The following is a 19,357-nucleotide window of genomic DNA, read 5'->3' as shown; positions in this document are numbered from 1 at the left end:
ATGGTACGCCCCGGCAGGCCACAAGGCCGGCCGCCGTATCTTTGCACTTCACCTTATTCTTAACGATTCACATTATGGCAACGGCCACTAAAATCGCCCCTATCAGCCTCACCCCCCGCGCCGTGGTCGAGGTGAAGAATATCATCCAGGAAAAGAATGTGCCGGCCGATTATGGCTTGCGCATTGGCGTGCAAGGCGGCGGATGCTCGGGCATGAGCTACCTGCTGGGCTTCGACAAAGCCAAGGAGCAGGACGAAACCTACGACCTCGACGGGCTGCTGCTCATCATGGATAAAAAGCACGCCATGTACGTACTGGGCATGGAAGTAGACTTTCAGGACGGCCTCAACGCCCGGGGCTTTGTGTTCAACAACCCCCAGGCCAAGAGCACCTGCGGCTGCGGCTCCTCGTTCTCCGCATAATCACTGATTGGCGCTGATTTTTGGGATGGCGCTGATTTTCTTCTCAAACTGAAAAGCTCTGGCTACGGCCGGAGCTTTTTGCATTTTTGCCGCCTCATCTTAATTCCTGCTTATATGGTGTTACGTGGATTGCTTTTGCTGCTGCTTTGTTGGACTGCTGGCCCGGCAGCTCAGGCCTTCACGCCCCAGGAAGTGGCCCGCTGGCAGCAGCAGGCCCAGCGGGTGCGCATTGTGCGCGACACCTGGGGCGTGCCCCACATCTATGGCAAGACCGACGCCGATGCCGTGTTCGGCCTGCTTTACTCGCAGTGCGAGGACGACTTCGACCGGGTGGAGATGAACTACCTCGACGCCATTGGGCGCTTGGCGGAAGTTGAAGGCGAAAGCGCCCTTTACCACGACCTGCGGGCTCGGTTGTTCATGGACTCGACCCAGGCCATTGCCGTGTACCGCAAAAGCCCGCCGTGGATGAAGGAGCTGCTCGATGCCTTCGCCGCGGGCACCAACTACTACCTGCACACCCACCCTACAGTGAAGCCGCGCCTGCTCACGCGCTTCCAGCCCTGGATGCCGCTCATGTTCAGCGAGGGCAGCATTGGGGGCAACATCAGCGTGGTGCCGCTGGACCGCATCAAGGCTTTTTACTCCGAGAAAAAGTCTTCTACGTGGCTGGATAATGACCGCGAACGATACCAGCGGGAGGCGGTGGGCTCCAATGGCTTTGCCATTGCCCCGGCTAAAAGTGCCAGCGGCCACGCGCTGCTGCTCATCAACCCCCATACCTCGTTCTACTTCCGCTCGGAGGTGCAGATGGTGAGCGAAGCCGGCCTGAACGCCTATGGCGCCGTTACCTGGGGCCAGTTTTTTGTGTACCAGGGCTTCAACCAGCACTGCGGCTGGATGCACACTTCCAGCTACGCCGACAGCATGGACGAGTACCTGGAAACCATTGAGAAAAAGAAAGGCGCTTTCTATTACCGCTACGGCAATAAGCTGCGGCCGGTGCGGGCCGAAAAGGTGCGGCTGCCTTACCGGGACGGGGAAAAGGTGCTGCACCGGGAATTCACCATTTACCGCACTCACCACGGGCCCATCGTGGGCCAGAAAGACAACTCCCACTGGGTGGCCGTGCGCATGATGAACGAGCCCCTGGCGGCCTTGTCGCAGTCCTACCTCCGTACCAAAGCCGATGGCTATGCCAAATTCAAGGAAGTGCAGCAGCTTAACGGCAACGCTTCCAACAACACGGTGTTTGCCGATGCCCAGGGCAACATTGCCTACTGGCACGGCAACTTCATGCCCCGCCGCGCCCCGCAGTTCGACTGGAGCCAGCCGGTGGATGGCGCCAACCCACAAACCGAGTGGCAGGGCTTTCACGGCGTGGAGGAGCTGGTACAGGTGCGCAACCCCGCCAGCGGCTACATTCAGAACTGCAACTCAACCCCGTTTACCGTGGCGGGCCCCGGCAGCCCCAGCCGGGAAAAGTACCCCGCCTACATGGCCCCCGACCCCGAAAACTACCGCGGCCTGAATGCCGTGCGCGTGCTCAGCCGGCGCCAGAAATTTACCCTCGACACCCTCATTGCCGCGGCTAACGACCCGCACCTGACCGCATTCGACGACCTTATTCCACCCCTCATCGCGGTGTTCGAAGCCGAGCAGGACACGGCTGCCGTGCGCCCGCCGCAGGCGGTAGCTGATGCTATTGCCCTGCTCCAGGCCTGGGACCACAACTATAGCACGACTTCGGTAGCGCAGACGGTGGCCATCTACTGGGCCGAGAAGCTGCAGGCCCTGGCCCGCACCCGGCTGCCGGCCGACAAGCCTGCACCCGATTATATGAGCTTTGTGCAGTTTACCCTTCGCAACACCAGCGCCCCGGAAAAGCTGGGCGCCCTGGCCGAAACGCTCAACGACCTGAGCAAGGACTTTGGCACCTGGCGCAAGCCCTGGGGCGAGGTGAACCGCTTTCAGCGCCTGACCGGCAAGATTCAGGAAACGTACAACGACCAGCTGCCCAGCCTACCGGTAGCGTTTGCCTCGTCGGCCTGGGGCTCACTTGCCGCCTATGGCGCCAGGGCCTACCCCAACACCAAAAAGCGCTACGGCACGGTGGGCAACAGCTTTGTGGCCGTGGTGGAGTTTGGCCCGCGCATCAAAGCCCGCTCGGTGGTAACGGGCGGCCAAAGCAGCCGGCCCGGCACGCCGCACTTTACCGACCAGGCCAGTCTCTATACCAACGGGCAGTTCAAGCAGGTCTGGTTTTACCCCGAAGAAGTGCAGGCCCATACCGAGCGCAGCTACCGGCCCGGAGAATAGCGCTGGGCCTCCGTCCCGCTTTGGCGCCCGGCAATTAACGCTACTGAAGAAAAGCAAAAGGCCTTGCCAGCCGAGGGAATAGCGCGGTTAGCGCGGTTCGCTCTATGCTGGCAAGGCCCTTTGTGTTCGTAATATGGCGCTTTTCGGCCTGAAATGCCGGAAAGCTGCTAGCGGCCGAAGTCGTCCTGCACCCGCACGATGTCCTCCTCGTCGGAAGGGTTGTCGGCATCGGTATGCTGCCAGATTTCGGCCAGCACCCCCCAGCTGTCGAGGCCCACGAGGCGGTGCCGCTCGCCTTGCTGCAGCACAATTCGCTCGCCCGCGTGGTAGGTTTTAACTTCTCCCTGCTCGTCGGTGGGGCTGGTGGCTACGCCCACCGGGCCCTGCACTACCTGCCATATCTCGGCCCGGCGGTGGTGGTACTGCCAGCTCAGGCGCTGCTGCGGCGCTACCAGCAGCACCTTGGGGCTAAGCTTGCCGGAGATGCGCAGCTGGTCGACCGACAGCCCGTCGAAGTACGTATCGGCGAACTGCTGCGCCTGGTCTTCCTGAATGACGAAGAAACCGCCCCAGGGGCGGGTCTGGTCCTGCTTTTCAATACCGAAGCCCTGCTGCTGAAGCTTGTCGGCAACTAATTGGAATAGAGCTTTTTTCTCGGCGTTATTATCCTGCATTATGCTTAGCGAATAGCGAAGTGGCTGAAATGGGGCCTGCAAGTTACGGCAGATACCGTGGGCTGCCTTTTACCACCACCTGCCGGGCAACCCTTAGTACGGGCTCTTTTCGGCCTTCAGGCCAGCCGGCAGCTCGAACATTTTCGCATCCAGCTTCTGGGGCTTCACCTCCGTAGCAATGGCAACCAGGGTCATCTGCGGGCTTTCAATAACCATCTTCAGCGGCACCGCTCTGCTATGTTTTACCACTTCGCTCCAGTTGCCATACTTGTGGTTGGCGAACAGCCTGGCGTCGATGCCCAGCGTGGAGCTGAAGTAGTATTTCTGAATGCCGCTTTTGCAGGTCAGCGTCAGCTCGTCGCACTTATAGTTGAGTACAGTCGCGGCGCCTTTCTTCACCTCGGCCTTCAATACCTCGTCCGGGTTTACGCCGGCGTCGTTCCACAGCGCGGCCTCGGAGTTAGCCATTTTGGTGTACAGCTTGTTATCCTGGCTGCGGTAGAGCTGCCACTGCACCATTTTTCCATTCATAATGGATTTGTAGTCGCCGCCTTTCATGAAATACTCCTGCGTAACACCCATCATGTCGCTCCATTGCTGGTCGACCACATTAGCCATCTTGCTTTTGTAGGAGTTGGTGTACAGGATGCGGCCCTCAAAATTCTGCCCGTAGGTCGATACTGCTACAAGCAGGCTGAAGAAGAGAATGAAAGCGGACTTCATAGAAAGCACAGAATGGGTTGGATGGCCGGTTACCTAGCGGCTCATTCCTGCAAACTTAGCTTACGAATCCTTGGCAAGGCCCAGTACAGATGCTGCGCTACCGCGGCAGGGCCTGCATCTCAAATTTTACTTCGCCGTTACCGCGCAGGCCCAAATCGCGCCAGCCCGCTTTGCGGTAAAACGCCTCGGCCCGGGTGCCGGGCGCAGTTCCCAGCCACAGGGTTTTGCGGGTTTGGTTGAAATACCAGCTTAGCATCGTGTCGTGGAGGGCGCGGCCCAGGCCCTGCCCCTCGAAATCGGGATGCACGAACAGGGCCCACACGTTATGCTCCTGCAAGTCGACAATGGCAAAGCCGGCGATGCGCTCCTCCACTTCCGCCACCCAGCCCTGCCCGCGGCGGAATAGATAGTCTACATAATCGTCATAGGTGACCAGCGCGGGGTTGGAAAGCACGTTCTCCTTTACTGCCAGCCGCACCGCCGACATAGCGTCAATATCCTGAACCCGAGCTTCGCGAATAAACATCAGCAGCTGACTTGGTGGCGCTCATTGGAGTGCCGGTAGGTTAACTAAAATCATAAGGGTAGCCAATGGCCTGCAGGTCGGTTTCGAGCTGCGCCCAGTCCTCCACCTCATCCACAATGCGCAGCACCATGGCTTTGGTCAGGGTTTCGCCGCGGTACACCTGGGCCACGGTATCGGCATCGATGGGCGAGCGTTCCGTTTCATCGCCGTAGTACTCGTCGGCCCAGTCCGCGTAGGTTTCGGGGTTGCCGTCGAGCATGTACAGCAGCTCTTCGGAGCTGTCGTCGTCGCCTACCACGCCGGTTTGCCAGCCCTGGCCGGGGGTGTACCACAGGCAGAAGCTGGTGCCAATGGAGCTGACCGGCTCGCCAAACATGAAGTCGTCGAATGCCGCGGGCAGGCCGCGCGTTACCTGGCTTTTATCCGGCTGCTCCAACCCGTCGAGGTAGCCGTTGATGACGCAGCCTTCGGGCCGAAACAGCACCAGCATCTGGTCGCCTTCGCCGTCGCTCATCTCCAGCACCTGTTCGTCTTCGCTCCACTCGGCATTAAACGTATAGTAGCGAAACTCCAGGTCGGGAGAGTTGACGGCATCGAGCACGGCCAGCGCCTTCGCCAGGCGCTTTAAGCTGTTGGCGTCGGGCAGGGCATCGTAATTCTGGGTGGAAATCATAGCAGGTGCAAAAGTGTGGTAAGAAGCGGTGGCCAAGTAGGGCGCTGCCTAATACGTTTTGGTCATGTCCTCGGGCAGCACCAGCACAAAATCGGCCACATTCAGGTGCTCTTTCTCCAGCTTTTGCAGCTGCGGCTGTGCCACCGTGCTGATGGTAAGTACCCGCAGCTTGGGCGCATACTCGCGCAGGTAAGCCACAATGCCATCGTGGTAGTCGGAGTGGAAGGAGCCGTTGATGTGCAGCAAAGTGTGGCCTGGCCCCACGCTGCCCCAGATGTAGTAGGCCATGGTGGCATCCTTCAGGGCCTGGGCCTGAATAATTTTCTGGGCTCCGCTGCCGTGCGCCGCGCTGCCATCGCCAAACATAGCAGCCATTCTCTTGTAGCCGGGCAGCTCGTAGTCTACCTTCAGCGGCAGCGGCACCAGCAGGGCTTTCTCGGCCGCCGGCAGCTGGTCGAGGGCCGCCAGCCCGCCTTTGGCCACGGCGCGGGCGTAGGGCCGGGGCACATTGGTGGCAATGATGGGCAGGCCATTGGCCCGGGCCAGCTGCAGCAGGGGGCGGTAGTCGGTGGCGTAGTTGGGCCAGGGCCGCGCCTGGCGCTCCAAGGCCGAGTCGGGCAGAGTTCCGGCCGCGTACTGGGCCAGCAAAGGCTGCACGTCGCGCTCGAACATCTCCAGGCCCAGCACCAGCTGCCCCGGCTTTTTCAGGCGCAGCAGGTCCTTGGCCACCTGCAGCTCCAGCCAGTGCGCCAGGGCATCGTTGTGCTGCTCGCCAAACAGCACCACGTCGGCCTGGGCCAGCTCGGCCAGCATCTTATCGTAGTCGGCCACCTGCCCCGTGGCGGTGAACAGGCGGTAGGCGGGCCGGTCGGCCGTGGTAAAGGCCAGCAGCGGCAAGAGGGCAATCAGAAAGAAGCGACGCAAATGCATAAGCCAAAATACGGAGCAAAGGGGCGTTAAACCAGCGGGGCGGGGCTTGCTGCTGCCCGCCGTCAGAACGAAACCGTTCAACGGCGGGCAGCAGCAAGCCCCGCCCCTATTTGGTGCCAGCAGAAGCGACTAGTCCCAGTCGTCGCCGTTGCCCACGGTGGTATTAATCCAGTACGGGCTGCAGCTGAAGCTGCCGCTACGCGAGCCGGGAGCCAGCTCCACCACATTCACGAGCACCCCATTGGCCAGCACTTCCAGGCGCAGCCTGCTGTCGGTGGCCGGCTGCAAGCTGCTGTTGCAGGTAACATTGCGGAAAGCCACCACTGCAGTAAACTGGTCTTGTATGCCGAATGTACCCAGGGTGTAGGTCTGGCTGACGCTGCTGCCGTAGCTGTATGTAAGCGTGGGGCCCGTGGTGGGGTTGAGCACGTTCAGCACGGAGCTGACGTGCATCTCCGCTCCCAGCCCGTCGAGGTGGGTGCCGGTCACGCGCACGGTTATCTCAAACCGGTTGGCTTTCACAATGTCGTCCTTCTCACATTTAAGGGCAAGCAATGGCAGCAGCAGAAACAAGACCCACGTGGGGCGAAGTAAGGTTTTCATAGCACGAAAGTAGAGCTTAAAGGCTAGACATGAGACGTTAGAATGTTTTTCCATCAGAACGATTCTAAGGTCTAAGGTTTGAATCAGTTTTACCCCTTGTAGAACATCCAGCGCGAGAGCTCGCCGTAGGTTACCTTCTTGCCATACATGAGAATACCCACGCGGTAGATGCGGCCGGCCAGCCAGATGGTGCCGATAAAGCCGCCAATCAGCAGGGCCATGGACAGGGCCAGCTGCCAGGCCGGCACGCCCCCAAATGGCAGGCGCATCATCATGGCAATGGGCGAGGTGAAGGGAATCATCGACATCCAGAAAGCCACCGAGCCGTTGGGATTGGTGGTAAGCACGGCCTGCGACACCACGAAGGTGAGCACCAGGGGCATGGTCACGGGCATCATAAACTGCTGGGTATCCGTCTCATTATCTACCGCCGAGCCGATGGCGCCGAACAGCGAGCCATAAAACAGGTAGCCGCCCAGGAAGTAGAACAGAAAGCAGCCAATAATCAGGGGCATGTTCATGTCGGACAAGCCTTTGGAAAGCTTGCTGACCAAGGTGGCCTGCTTGCGCTCGGTCTTTTCGGCAGCGGTCTCGCTTTGCACCACGGCCGTGTCATCGTCTTCGACAGCTGCCTGCGCCAACTTGCCAGATTGAGCCGTGCGGGCCGCTACGGCGCTGGCCGGGCTTACCGAGCCGGCGAATACGGTGCTGATGCCCATTGAAAGCAGCACCCACAGGGCCAGCTGAGTGAAGCCCACGCCCGCAATTCCCACCACCTTGCCCATCATCAGCTGAAAGGGCTTCACCGAGGAAATCATAACTTCCACAATGCGGTTGGTTTTCTCTTCCATCACGCCGCGCATAATCTGCACGCCGTACAGAAAGATGAAGATGTAAATCAAAAAGCCGGCGCCGTAGGCCACGGCGGTACTCACCCCGGTGCTGGCAGCTTTTTCCCCGTTTTCGCTCAGGCTGATGGATTGCAGGTCGATGTCGGCCTTCAGCTTATCGAGTGTTTCGCGGGTGATGCCGGACTTGCGCAGGCGCTGCATCTCAATCTGCTTGTTGATGGTCTTGCGCAGGTCCGATTCCAGCGAGAGGCCCACGCCCTGCTTGGAAAATATCTGGAAGCCGGCCGGGTTTTCCATCTCGAAGGGCGGCACGTAGAGCAGGGCGTCGTACTTACCGGCTTTGTACTGGGCTTTGGCCTGGGCCAGGTCGGTAGGCACGGCCACGAAGCGCACGTCTTCTTTGGGGGCGGGCAGCTCGCCGGCAAACAGGTTGCCGGCATCGGCCACCGCCACGAGCTTATCCTTATCCGACATCTTGGCAATGAGGAGGGGGACAGCAAACAGTGCTATGGTAAGCAGCGGCCCGAGCAGCGACATGATGATGAAACTCTTTTTGCGCACCCGGGTAATGTATTCCCGCTGGGCAATAAGCCAGATTTTAGACATAGGTTTTAGGGACTTGGGGACTTAGGGACTTGGGGACTTAGGGACTTGGGGACTTAGGGTCTTAGGGCTTAGATGCTTACTCCTCTTTGCCTTGCAAATCAGATAATTGGTCTGAAGCTCAAATGCAAAAGCCAACAGCTATTGGCTATCAGCTAATAGCTATCAGCTAAATTTCAGGCGTTGACCGCCTCTTCGGCATCGGGCACGTAGTCGGGGTGGGTTTCGCGCACGCGCTGAATGAAAATCTCGTTGATGCTGGGCACCCGCTCCCGGAAAGCGTGCACTTCTACCTTGCCGGGCCCAATGAGGTAGCGCAGCAGGTCGTTGGGGGTCAGGCCGTGCAGAATGCGGATGCGGGCGTAGAAGTAGCCGTTTTCCCGCTTCTTTTGCTCCAGCACCTCAAAGTCCGGGTGCAGCACCATCAGGGCACCCTGGCCCTCTATCTCGTAGGTATGCGTGCGATAGGAGTCGCGCACCTGCCGCACCGGCCCGTCCAATACCTTCTGCGAGCGGTTGATGAGGGCAATGTGGTCGCACAGCTCCTCTACCGACTCCATGCGGTGCGTCGAGAAGATGATGGTAGCGCCGGCGTCGCGCAAAGCCAGAATCTCGTCTTTGAGCAGATTGGCGTTGATGGGGTCAAACCCGGAGAAGGGCTCGTCGAGGATGATAAGCGAAGGGTCGTGCAGTACGGTAGCCACAAACTGCACCTTCTGCTGCATGCCTTTGGAAAGGTCTTCCACGTTTTTATTGCCCCAGCCCTTCATCTCGAAGCGGTCGAGCCAATACCTGATTTTCTGGGTAGCGTCGGCCTTGCTCAGGCCCTTGAGCTGGGCCAGGTACAGCAGCTGCTCCCCTACCTTCATTTTCTTGTAGAGGCCCCGCTCCTCAGGCAGGTAGCCGATGTGGGCGGCGTGCTCGGGGCTGAGGCGCTGCCCGCGGAAGCGGATTTCGCCGCTGTCGGCCCCCGTAATCTGGGTGATGATGCGGATAAGCGAAGTCTTGCCGGCCCCGTTGGGCCCCAGCAAGCCAAAAATGCTTTTTTCGGGAATGCTCAGGCTCACGCCATCAAGGGCAACGTGGGCAGCGTAGGCCTTGCGCACGTTTAGGGCTTCGAGAATCGCAGGATGGTCAGGTGTAGACACGGGTTGCGCAGGGTTGGTGAAAAGAACTATTTGGCGATAAAAGTATGCGGAATTAAGCTACGGTAGTTCCAGGGCGAGATGAGTGGGCTCGTCCAGCTCCCGCAGCTGGCTTTCCAGCCGGTCGAGGTGCCGACCGTAGAGGCGCTGCAGATACCATTGTGTCAGCCACTTCGCACCCCAGTAAAGAACGATGCCTACTCCTAGCAGCACCCCGGTTATTGCGAGCAGCTTGCTGGGGCGAATGCCACCCGGCCGGGTTACTTCCCTGGCTACGGCATACCCGTACACGAGCAGCAGCGAAGCCGGTCCCGTCGCCACACACAGCCGGTAGTTGAAGCGCAGCATGTCGCGCAGCCCCCCGCAAAGCAGCAGCAGGCTGCCGCGCACATTAGCTTCGGGCTGCATCATCTGGCGTAGCATGGCCAGCTTACGATAGTAGTAGGCCAGCATGACCAGGCACAGAAAAAATACACTAAGCACCTGGGCCTGCCGCAGCGCGTTGTGCACAAACAGCAGCAGTACTGGCATGGCCGCCCCCATCACAGCCGTGAAGGCTGCTTCGGCCCGGGCATTGAAGCGCATTTTATCAATCAGGCTGCTCGACTTCTGCTTTAGCAGCTCATCAAGCTCGGCCGGGCTCAAAGGCGGCGGGGCAGCTTCGGGCTGCTGCCACTGCCGACGGAGTTCATCAAGGTCCATAAAAGAAAGGCAATTAGCAGCGAACGAATAATTGACGGAGCTTTTCCTGAATGCGGTGCATTTTCACCCGCACATTGTTCTGGGTAATGCCCAGGATGTCGGCCATCTCCTCGTAGGGCCGGCCTTCGAGGTAGAGCAGCACAAAGGCTTTATCCACGTCCGACAGCCGCCCGATGGCCTCGTACAAAGCGGCGCGGTCGTCCGCATCGGGCCCGGCATCAGGAGCCTGGGCCACAGCCAGGGCTTCGGCATCAAGCTCGTCGGTGGCCGGGCGGCGGGTACGCTGCCGCAGGCTGCTGATGGCCACATTCAGGGCAATGCGGTAGAGCCAGGTACTGAGCTTCACCCCCGGCTGGGGCACGTAGCGCGGGTAGGCCCGCCAGAGCTGCAGCACTATCTCCTGGAACAGGTCCTGACGGTCGTCGGCATCCTGGCAGTAGAGCCGGCACACCCGCCGCAACAGGGCCTGCTGCTGGTTGAGCATGGTCACAAAATCAGGCGGGCGGGCAGAAACGTCCATGGGAAAGCAATACTAGCAGGTAGTTAATCGACACTCTCCTTCCGGCATTACAGACCTTCCAGAATATTTTTTCCTATGCTTTCATCTGCCATCCATCACCCGCTGCTCCAGCAATAAAAAAGCTCGCCCGGCGTGTGCCGGGCGAGCTTTTTTTATTTTGATAGCTTCTGCGTCTTTGCTTACGCGAAGTACTCCTTTACTTTCTCGAAGAAGCCTTTCTCGTTTTTGCCGGGGTGCGGGGCAAAGTTGTCGGAGTCGCGCAGCTTTTCCAGCAGCTCGCGCTCCTGGCTGCTCACGCTCTTGGGCGTCCACACATTGAGATGAATAAGCTGGTCGCCGCGGCCGTAGCCGTTCAGGTCTTTAATGCCCTTGCCGCGCAGGCGCAGGATTTTGCCGGGCTGGGTGCCGGGCTCCACCTTGATTTTCACCTTGCCCTCGATGGTGGGCACTTCCAGGCTGGCGCCCAGGGCCGCATCCACGAAGGAGATGTACTGCTCGTACATGATGTTGTTGCCGTCGCGCTTGAGGAACTCGTGCGGCTCCTCCTCAATCTGAATGAGCAGGTCGCCGGGCACGCCGCCGCGCTCGGGGTAGTTGCCCTTGCCCCCCATCGAGAGCTGCATATCGTTAGCAACCCCAGCGGGGATGTTGATGGGAATAACCTCCTCGTGCAGCTGCCGGCCTTCGCCCTTGCACACGTCGCAGGTGGCCGTTACGGTCTTGCCTTCGCCGTTGCAGGTGGGGCAGGTGCTGCTGCTCACCATCTGGCCCAGCATGGTGTTCACCACGCGCTTCACCTGTCCGTTGCCGTTGCAGGTGCCGCAGGTTTTCAGCTCGGAGCCGTTTTTGGCGCCGGTGCCGCTGCAGGGCTGGCAGGCCACGTAGCGCTTCACCTTGATTTTCTTCTCCACGCCGTTGGCGATTTCCTCGAGGTCGAGCTTGAGCTTGATGCGCAGGTTGGAGCCTTTGCGCACGCGGCGGCCGCCCTGGCGTCCTCCACCGAAAAAGCCCTCGAAGCCCCCGCCCCCGCCGAAGATGTCGCCGAACTGCGAGAAGATGTCTTCCATATTGGGCGCATGGCCACCACCACCCATGCCCTGGTGACCGAACCGGTCGTAGCGGGCGCGCTTATCGGCATCGCTCAACACCTCGTAGGCCTCAGCGGCTTCCTTGAACTTATCCTCGGCCGTGGGGTCGTCGGGGTTTTTATCGGGATGGTACTTGATGGCCATCTTACGGTAGGCCGACTTGATTTCGTCGGCGCCCGCGTTCTTGGCGATGCCTAATATCTCGTAATAATCGCGCTTGGTTGCCATCGTCTTCTAATTCTTTTCAGGGAGCTTAATTCACAAAGATACTACTGCCCTAACACCACTTTAGCGTGGCGAATCACCTTGTCGCCCAAATAATAGCCTTTCTCTACCTCGTCCACGATTTTGCCTTTAAGGTCGTCGCTGGGCGCCGGAATCTGGGTAATGGCCTCGTGCAGCTCGGCGTCGAAGTCGCCGCCCTTCACGTCCATAGCCGTCAAACCCTTTTGCTGCAGGGTTTTGTTCAGCTTGCCGTGAATAATCTCGATGCTCTCGCGCACGGTGTTGGCATCGTCGGTGTCACGGGTCGCGTGGCGGGCCCGGTCAAAGTCGTCGAGTACCGGCAGCAGGGCGGTCATCAGCTCCTGGTTGGCGGTTTTGAACAGGTCGATGCGCTCCTTGGTGGTGCGGCGCTTGTAGTTCTCAAACTCGGCAGCCAGGCGCAGGTACTTGTCTTTCAAGTCGGCCAGCTCGGCGTCGGCGCGGTTATCAGCAGCGGGTGCCGAAGCCGTAGCATCGGCCGAGGCCTGCGTATCGGTGTTCTCGCCGTCGTTGTCGGCCATTTCGCCAGCCGCGTTGCCGGTTTGAGAAGTCAAATTGTCGTCCTGGGGCAGGTTTTTATCGTCAGCCATTTTCGGAAATATTCGTCGGAAAGGGTTTTTCACGGGTTTTAGCCTTTAGGCTAGGACATGGTGTCAAGGAGCTTGCCAAAGGGTACGGGGCTGACAGGTTGGCACAAGCTCATCATCAGACTTTTTACATTGCGTTCACAATCTGTTTTGGAATCTACTTTTAAAACCATGAACTGCACACTCTGCGAAGCACCAAGCCGGACTTTATGGGCAATTAAAGGTTATCCAAGCTTACCAAATGTTTGTAACGGCAATTATATTCTGTTACAGAGGTGTCCCGAATGTCAAAGCCTATGGTGCTGGGTTGCGCACGAGCCATATGAGTCTTTCATCTTTATGACCCATTAGCATTATGATAAAGCCACATTTCAGCGGCTTAATAATATAGATGGTGCCAGAATTCTCCATGAATGGCATCAAGCCAGCATAAGGGAGAACTGGCAGGGATTAGCATTGGCAGAGCAAGCATTAGTGAAAGCTTGGCGCCATAGGACTTATAGCGCCCATAATCCCATTGATAATGGGCCTAGTTACACCAAGCCCAAGTATCTCAACACCGCTTCAGACATCGAGAAATATGCTCACGGATAGGTCCCCGAAGGCTGGCGCCTCCTCCAAAACCAAGTCAACACTTAATTAACTTTCTGGTTTACACGATTTCCTTCTACAAGTTCTCATCATCCCAGCCCAGCCGCATGGTCTTAGGCGCGTCGCGGCGGCTTTCCTCCAGAGCCTTCCATATCATGTCCTTGAGCTGGACAATGTTCTTGTTGGTAAGGCTGGAGATGAAGATGGAGGGAATGTCCTTGGGCAGCGTCTCGCGCATCTCAGCCTCCAGCTCCTCGTCAATCATGTCGGTTTTGGTGATGGCCAGCAGGCGCTTTTTCTCCAGCAGCTCGGGGTTGAACTCGCGCAGCTCGCCCAGTAGGATTTCGTACTCGGCGGCGATGTCGGGGCTGTCGCAGCTAATCATGAAGAGCAGCATGGAGTTGCGCTCGATGTGGCGCAGGAAGCGCGTGCCCAGGCCCTTGCCTTCGGCCGCGCCTTCGATGATGCCGGGGATGTCGGCCATCACGAAGGACTTGTAGTCGCGGTAAGCCACCACGCCCAGGTTGGGCGTGAGGGTGGTGAAGGCGTAGTCGGCAATCTTGGGCTTGGCCGCGCTCACCACCGACAGCAGGGTGCTCTTACCCGCGTTGGGGAAGCCCACCAGGCCTACGTCGGCCAGCAGCTTCAGCTCCAGAATCACGGCCGCCTCCACGCTGGGCTCGCCGGGCTGGGCGTAGTCGGGCGCCTGGTTGGTGGAGGTTTTGAAATGGTCGTTGCCCAGGCCGCCGCGGCCGCCGGGCAGCAGCACCAGGCGCTGCCCGTGCTCGGTTATCTCCAGCATCTGCTCGCCGGTTTCGGCGTTGCGGGCCACGGTGCCCAGGGGCACTTGCAGCACCACGTCGTCGCCCTGGGCGCCGGTGCGCAGGTTTTCGCCCCCGCTGTCTCCATCCTTGGCAAACACGTGCTTCTGGTACTGCAGGTGCAGCAAGGTCCAGAGCTGGGAGTTGCCTTCGAGGATGATGTGGCCGCCGCGGCCACCATCCCCCCCATCGGGGCCGCCATTGGGCAGGCCTTTGGCGCGGAAGTAATGACGGGAGCCCGCCCCGCCCTTACCCGAGCGGCAGATGAGCTTGACGTAATCGATGAAGTTATTGGAAGCCACAGTTTTGAGTTATGAGTTATGAGTTATGAGTTATGAGTTGGCTGGGTAGGCGCTAAAGAAATGAGTTATGAACTCCGGGCTATGCGACCGAAACTCATAACTCATAACTCTTAACTCATAACAGGCGCAGCCGCCTAGGCTTTCACCTCGCTGGTTGCGGCGGCCGGGGCTGTTGCCACGGCGGGCTTGTGCTTGTCCACCAGCTCGCAAATCTGTTCGAAGATGCTGTCGATGGGGCCGATGCCGTTGAGGGCATGAAACTTGTTCTGGGCGGCATAGTAGCCGGCCACCTGCGCGGTTTCGGTGTTGTACACCGTTACCCGCTTGCGGATTTTGCTTTCGTCCTGGTCGTCGGGGCGGCCGCTGGTTTTGCCGCGCTCCAGCAGGCGGGTTACCAGCTCCTCCTCGGCTACTTCCAGGGCTACCATGCAGCTGATGCCGTTGTCGTACTTGGCCAGCAGCTCGTCGAGGCTCTGGGCCTGGGGCACGGTGCGGGGAAAGCCGTCGAAGATAAAGCCGCCGGCCGTTTTGTTGGCTTGCAGCGAGCTGTCAATCATGCCAATCACTACTTCATCGGGCACCAGCAGGCCCTCGTCCATCAGCTTTTTGGCTTTGAGACCAAGCTCAGTACCCTGGGCAATCTGGGCCCGCAGCAGGTCGCCGGTGCTCAGGTGCACCAGGTTGTAGCGGGCGATAAGCTTCTGGCTTTGGGTTCCTTTTCCGGCACCGGGCGGGCCGAACAGCACGATGTTCAACATGAAAAACAGGAGTTTGCGCGAGAGGAGGAAATGGTGGGTCTGGGCAAGTTAATCAATCGGTAACAAAAGGCCGGCTACACAGCCACGTACACGTCGGGCAGGTTACGACCCAGACCGTCGTAGTCGAGCCCATAGCCAACCACGAAATCGTTGGGAATTTCCAGTGCTACGTAATTCAGGCGTAATTCGTGACGCAGGCTGGCCGGCTTGAAGAATAAAGTGGCAATCTCAACCGAGGCCGGGCCTTGAGCCTGCAGCTTGGGCAGCAGGTAATGCATGGTGGTGCCGGTGTCAACAATGTCTTCCACGATAATCAGATGGCGGCCCTGCACGTCTTCGCGCAGGCCCAGCACTTCCTGCACCTGGCCTGAGCTGGCATCGCCCTGGTAGGAGGCCACGCGGATGAACACGATTTCACAGTTGCCGGTAATGCGCTTCAGCAAATCGGAAGCAAACATGAAGGCGCCAGTCAACACCACCACAAACAAGGGGTTGCGGTCGGCATAATCGGCATTGAGGCGAAGAGCCAGCTGGTCAATAGCTTCCGCTAGCCGGTTGGCTGGCAGGTAAGGCTGAAATTGCTTGTCGTGAAGCGTTATAAGGGACGAGCCCATGCGATTATGAAAGCGTATTGAGCTGCAAAGGTACTGCCTGAGGCACGGAATCTGTCTGAACCACGGATTCTGGACCGCAGATTGACGCAGATTTAACGGATTACACAGATTCAGTTCCGCCTGCTCTTTTATCAAAAAGTAATGGCCACCGCAAAGGAAGCAGTGGCCATTACATTTGGTTTTCTAACTAACTGTAGGATTTTCGAATCCGTTCTTATCCGTTAAATCCGTCAGAATCTGCGGTTCAGACCTACTTGCGCAGGGTGGTGAAGATGAACTTCGCCGCCGCGGGAGCCAGCGTTTCGGCGTAGCGCACTTTGGGCTGCACCGCCATTTCGGTACGCACCTTTTCCGGCTGCACGGGGGCCATGCCCCGCTCGCCGCGCTCGGCAATATGCGGGGCAATTACCAACGAGACGATGCTCATCAGCTTGATGAGGATGTTCATGCTAGGGCCGGACGTGTCCTTGAACGGGTCACCCACGGTGTCGCCGGTTACGGAAGCCTTGTGGGCATCCGAGCCTTTGAACTCCATCTTGCCGTTTACCATCACACCTTTTTCAAACGACTTCTTGGCGTTGTCCCAGGCGCCGCCGGCGTTGCTCTGGAACATGGCCATGAGCACGCCGCTTACCGTTACGCCGGCGAGCAGGCCGCCCAGCACCTCGGCCGCCGAGGCCGTGGAGAATACCCCACGGCAGCCGAAGCCCACCACGATGGGCGTAAGCAGGGCGATGGCGCCCGGCAGAATCATCTCGCGGATGGCGGCCTGGGTGCTGATGGCCACGCACTTCTCGTACTCCGGCCGGCCGGTGCCTTCCATGATGCCCTTAATCTCGCGGAACTGGCGACGCACTTCCTGCACCATGGCCATGGCGGCCCGGCCCACGGCGGCAATAGCCAGCGAGGAGAAGATGAAGGGAATCATGGCGCCAATGAATACGCCGGCCAGCACGGGGGCCTTGCTGATGTCGATAGAGGTGATTTTGGCCGTGCCCATGAAGGCGGCAAACAAAGCCAGCGAAGTGAGCGCAGCCGAGGCAATGGCGAAGCCTTTGCCGGTGGCGGCGGTGGTGTTGCCCACAGCATCGAGGATGTCGGTGCGCTCGCGCACTTCCTTGGGCAGCTCGCTCATCTCGGCGATGCCACCGGCGTTGTCGGCGATGGGGCCGAAGGCGTCGATGGCCAGCTGCATGGCCGTGGTGGCCATCATGCCGGCGGCGGCAATCGCCACGCCGTAGAGGCCGGCAAACTCATAGCTAAGCACAATGCCGGCCGCCAGCACGATGATGGGCAGTACCGTCGACTCCATGCCTACGGCCAGACCGCCAATAACGGTGGTGGCGTGGCCGGTGCTGCTCTGCTGCACAATGCTGAGCACGGGGCGCTTGCCCATAGCCGTGTAGTACTCGGTGATGATGCTCATCAGGGTGCCGACAATCAGGCCGACGACTACTGCCCAGAACACATCCATGGCATCGAACGAGACGCCGCGGATGGTGAAGTTGCCCTCGGGCAGAATCCACTTGATGAGGAAGTAAGAGGCTACTGCTGAAATAGCTACCGAGATGTAGTTGCCCAGGTTAAGGGCGCCCTGCACGTTGCCGCCTTCTTTCACGCGCACAAACAGGATGCCGATAAGCGAGGCAATAATGCCCATGCCGGCAATGGCCATGGGCAGGAAAATGGGCGACAGGCCGCCGAAGCTGTCGTTGTTTACTACTACTTCACGTCCCAGCACCATGGTAGCCAGGATGGTAGCCACGTAGGAGCCGAACAGGTCGGCGCCCATGCCGGCTACGTCGCCCACGTTGTCGCCCACGTTGTCGGCAATGGTAGCGGGGTTGCGGGGGTCGTCTTCGGGAATGCCGGCTTCTACCTTACCCACGAGGTCGGCGCCCACGTCGGCCGCCTTGGTGTAGATGCCGCCGCCAACGCGGGCAAACAGGGCAATGCTTTCGGCGCCGAGGGAGAAGCCGGTGAGTACTTCCAGGGCCTTTTCCATTTCGGCACCGTTGGCCAGGCCGCTGGGCACAAACATCTTATAGAAAACGATGAACAGCGAGCCCAGGCCGAGCACGGCCAGGCCCGCTACGCCCATGCCCATTACCGAGCCGCCCGAGAACGACACGTTCAGGGCCGCCGACAGGCTGGTGCGGGCGGCGTGGGCCGTGCGCACGTTGGCCTTGGTAGCAATCTTCATCCCGATGTAGCCAGCCAGAGCTGAAAACACCGCGCCAATCAGGAAAGCAATGACGATGACGGGGCTGGAGTTTTCGCTGGTGCTGCCCAGGTAGAACAGGAAGGCGCCGGCAATCAGGCCAAACAGGGCCAGCACTTTGTACTCAGCTTTGAGGAAGGCGATGGCGCCGTCGGCGATGTAGCCGGCAATGGTGCGCATCCGCTCGTCGCCCGCTTCCTGGCGGGAAACCCAGCCCGAGCGTAGCCAGGTGTAAAGAAGCGCAAAGAGCCCTAGGGCGGGCACTGCGTAAAGGTATGGGGTCATAAAATGGGGTGAGTGTGTGAAGAAAAGCTATTAGAAAAAACAAAGTGAAGGGTGGCAAAGGTATACGCCTGCGTTATAATTCTTGCATCAAAACGCGGTAGAGGGCTACCATACTGGCAATGTCGCGCTTATCAACCAGTTCGTCGGGGGAGTGCACGTGGTCTTCGGGGGCCCCCACAAAGCACCAGTCCCAGGGCTGGGGCCCGTGTTGCAGCTCTTTGGCGTCGGAGCCGCCGCTGCCTTCTACCTCGAGCTGAAACGGGATGCCCGAGGCCGCGGCAATGGCCCGGATACGGTCGACGTAGGCGCGGCGGGGAATCAGGGAGTCGCGCAGGGAGATGACACAGCCCTGGCCGGGATGTACTCCCTCGGTGACCCAGGTAATGTCCGAAATCAGGGCTTGGCGGACGCCGTAGGTTTCGTAGATGTACTTGGCCAGGTAGGCTACCGAGCCGCCGCCGTGCTCTTCCCAGCAGCTAAAGGCGACGATGCCATGTTCCAGCGTCTGGCAGAGCTGCAGGGCGCTCCACACGCCCAGGCGGTTGTCGAGGTAGCAGCTCTGCACGCTGGTATCGGTTTCGCGGAAATCGCAGTAGAAGGTAAGCTCGGTGCCGCGGTCAATGTCGCGGTGGAACGCATAGCCCAGTTCCCCCGTTTCTTCATCTATGGTTAGTGTACAGTCTATCTCTCCTTGCGAATCTTGACCTACCAGGCGGTAGCCGGCTTCGGCCCGGGGCCCGCCAATGCGTACCAGCTGCCGGCCGTAGCGCACGGTAAACCCTATGCTGTCGAGGTGGGCAAACACGGCCGTGCGCGGCTGCCCAAACACCAGCAGGATGCAGTCCTGAAACCGCTCGTCGGCCAGAATCTGGGGCTGCTGCTTCCAGCCAGCCTGGTGCTGATGAATGTAATCGAGGAGAAATCGGGACAAACCAGCTTCGTTACCAGCAGGGGCTGGGAAGCGGCAAAGCGCATGGAGGAGTTGCATAGAAAGCAGGATTTTCAGCCAAAGCTAGGTCAAAGTCCGTACTTTAGTACCCCCGTTTGCCAAGCCCTGACGCTGGCCGGGAAGCGGCCTTGGTCCGCCCCAAGCTTCCTTCCTATGCTTCGCTCACTGCTTTGTGTCTGCTTCCTT

The 19,357-nt window shown here is 59.4% G+C and carries 19 protein-coding genes; 2 read left to right on the top strand and 17 right to left on the bottom strand.

What is annotated here, in order from left to right:
- Positions 1-74: 74 nt before the first annotated feature.
- A complete protein-coding gene (locus ABD919_RS22950; protein WP_345238434.1) occupies positions 75-422 on the top strand; it encodes a HesB/IscA family protein in 348 nt (115 codons plus the stop codon).
- Positions 423-536: 114 nt separating this feature from the next.
- Positions 537-2,741 (top strand): penicillin acylase family protein, encoded by a 2,205-nt coding sequence (locus ABD919_RS22945; protein ID WP_345238433.1) that lies wholly within the window; start codon positions 537-539, stop codon positions 2,739-2,741.
- Positions 2,742-2,908: 167 nt separating this feature from the next.
- Here ABD919_RS22945 and ABD919_RS22940 read toward each other — a convergent pair whose 3' ends face one another.
- From ABD919_RS22940 to ABD919_RS22860, 17 genes are all read right to left on the bottom strand, one after another.
- Entirely contained in the window at positions 2,909-3,415 is a 507-nt protein-coding gene (locus ABD919_RS22940; RefSeq protein WP_345238432.1) for a cupin domain-containing protein, read from the bottom strand.
- Between the two features lie 93 nt (positions 3,416-3,508).
- The gene (locus ABD919_RS22935; RefSeq protein ID WP_345238431.1) at positions 3,509-4,138 is read right to left on the bottom strand and encodes a hypothetical protein; all 630 of its coding nucleotides are present in this window, start codon (positions 4,136-4,138) and stop codon (positions 3,509-3,511) included.
- A gap of 97 nt (positions 4,139-4,235) precedes the next feature.
- Positions 4,236-4,664 carry a GNAT family N-acetyltransferase gene (locus tag ABD919_RS22930; protein WP_345238430.1) on the bottom strand — a complete coding sequence of 143 codons (429 nt, stop codon included), beginning with the start codon at positions 4,662-4,664 and terminating at the stop codon, positions 4,236-4,238.
- 40 nt (positions 4,665-4,704) lie between these two features.
- Positions 4,705-5,337 (bottom strand): hypothetical protein, encoded by a 633-nt coding sequence (locus ABD919_RS22925; protein WP_345238429.1) that lies wholly within the window; start codon positions 5,335-5,337, stop codon positions 4,705-4,707.
- Positions 5,338-5,385: 48 nt separating this feature from the next.
- Entirely contained in the window at positions 5,386-6,267 is an 882-nt protein-coding gene (locus ABD919_RS22920) for a ChaN family lipoprotein (protein WP_345238428.1), read from the bottom strand.
- A gap of 129 nt (positions 6,268-6,396) precedes the next feature.
- On the bottom strand, positions 6,397-6,870 hold the full coding sequence (locus ABD919_RS22915; protein WP_345238427.1) for a hypothetical protein: 474 nt from the start codon (positions 6,868-6,870) through the stop codon (positions 6,397-6,399).
- An 89-nt stretch (positions 6,871-6,959) separates the two neighbouring features.
- The gene (locus tag ABD919_RS22910) at positions 6,960-8,327 is read right to left on the bottom strand and encodes an ABC transporter permease (RefSeq protein ID WP_345238426.1); all 1,368 of its coding nucleotides are present in this window, start codon (positions 8,325-8,327) and stop codon (positions 6,960-6,962) included.
- A gap of 173 nt (positions 8,328-8,500) precedes the next feature.
- Positions 8,501-9,472 (bottom strand): ABC transporter ATP-binding protein, encoded by a 972-nt coding sequence (locus tag ABD919_RS22905; protein WP_345238425.1) that lies wholly within the window; start codon positions 9,470-9,472, stop codon positions 8,501-8,503.
- Positions 9,473-9,529: 57 nt separating this feature from the next.
- Positions 9,530-10,171, bottom strand: a complete 642-nt coding sequence (locus ABD919_RS22900; protein WP_345238424.1) for a hypothetical protein — start codon at positions 10,169-10,171, stop codon at positions 9,530-9,532.
- A 13-nt stretch (positions 10,172-10,184) separates the two neighbouring features.
- Positions 10,185-10,691, bottom strand: coding sequence for an RNA polymerase sigma factor (locus tag ABD919_RS22895; protein WP_345238423.1), 507 nt, complete (start codon positions 10,689-10,691; stop codon positions 10,185-10,187).
- A 179-nt stretch (positions 10,692-10,870) separates the two neighbouring features.
- Positions 10,871-12,007 (bottom strand): molecular chaperone DnaJ, encoded by a 1,137-nt coding sequence (dnaJ, locus tag ABD919_RS22890; protein WP_345238422.1) that lies wholly within the window; start codon positions 12,005-12,007, stop codon positions 10,871-10,873.
- 41 nt (positions 12,008-12,048) lie between these two features.
- A complete protein-coding gene (locus tag ABD919_RS22885) occupies positions 12,049-12,633 on the bottom strand; it encodes a nucleotide exchange factor GrpE (RefSeq protein ID WP_345238421.1) in 585 nt (194 codons plus the stop codon).
- Positions 12,634-13,297: 664 nt separating this feature from the next.
- Positions 13,298-14,344 (bottom strand): GTPase ObgE, encoded by a 1,047-nt coding sequence (gene obgE / locus ABD919_RS22880; RefSeq protein ID WP_345238420.1) that lies wholly within the window; start codon positions 14,342-14,344, stop codon positions 13,298-13,300.
- Between the two features lie 134 nt (positions 14,345-14,478).
- Positions 14,479-15,102: an adenylate kinase gene (locus tag ABD919_RS22875; RefSeq protein ID WP_345238419.1), complete on the bottom strand. Its 624-nt coding sequence runs from the start codon at positions 15,100-15,102 to the stop codon at positions 14,479-14,481.
- Between the two features lie 74 nt (positions 15,103-15,176).
- Positions 15,177-15,716: a hypoxanthine phosphoribosyltransferase gene (gene hpt, locus ABD919_RS22870; protein ID WP_345238418.1), complete on the bottom strand. Its 540-nt coding sequence runs from the start codon at positions 15,714-15,716 to the stop codon at positions 15,177-15,179.
- Positions 15,717-15,966: 250 nt separating this feature from the next.
- Entirely contained in the window at positions 15,967-18,222 is a 2,256-nt protein-coding gene (locus ABD919_RS22865; RefSeq protein ID WP_345238417.1) for a sodium-translocating pyrophosphatase, read from the bottom strand.
- Between the two features lie 73 nt (positions 18,223-18,295).
- The gene (locus tag ABD919_RS22860; RefSeq protein WP_345238416.1) at positions 18,296-19,210 is read right to left on the bottom strand and encodes a M20/M25/M40 family metallo-hydrolase; all 915 of its coding nucleotides are present in this window, start codon (positions 19,208-19,210) and stop codon (positions 18,296-18,298) included.
- Between the last annotated feature and the right edge of the window lie 147 nt (positions 19,211-19,357).

The organism is Hymenobacter saemangeumensis (genome assembly GCF_039541835.1).
Lineage (GTDB): Bacteria > Bacteroidota > Bacteroidia > Cytophagales > Hymenobacteraceae > Hymenobacter > Hymenobacter saemangeumensis.
The sequence above is the reverse complement of the archived record's forward strand: the minus strand, read 5'-3'. Positions and strand labels throughout refer to the sequence as shown.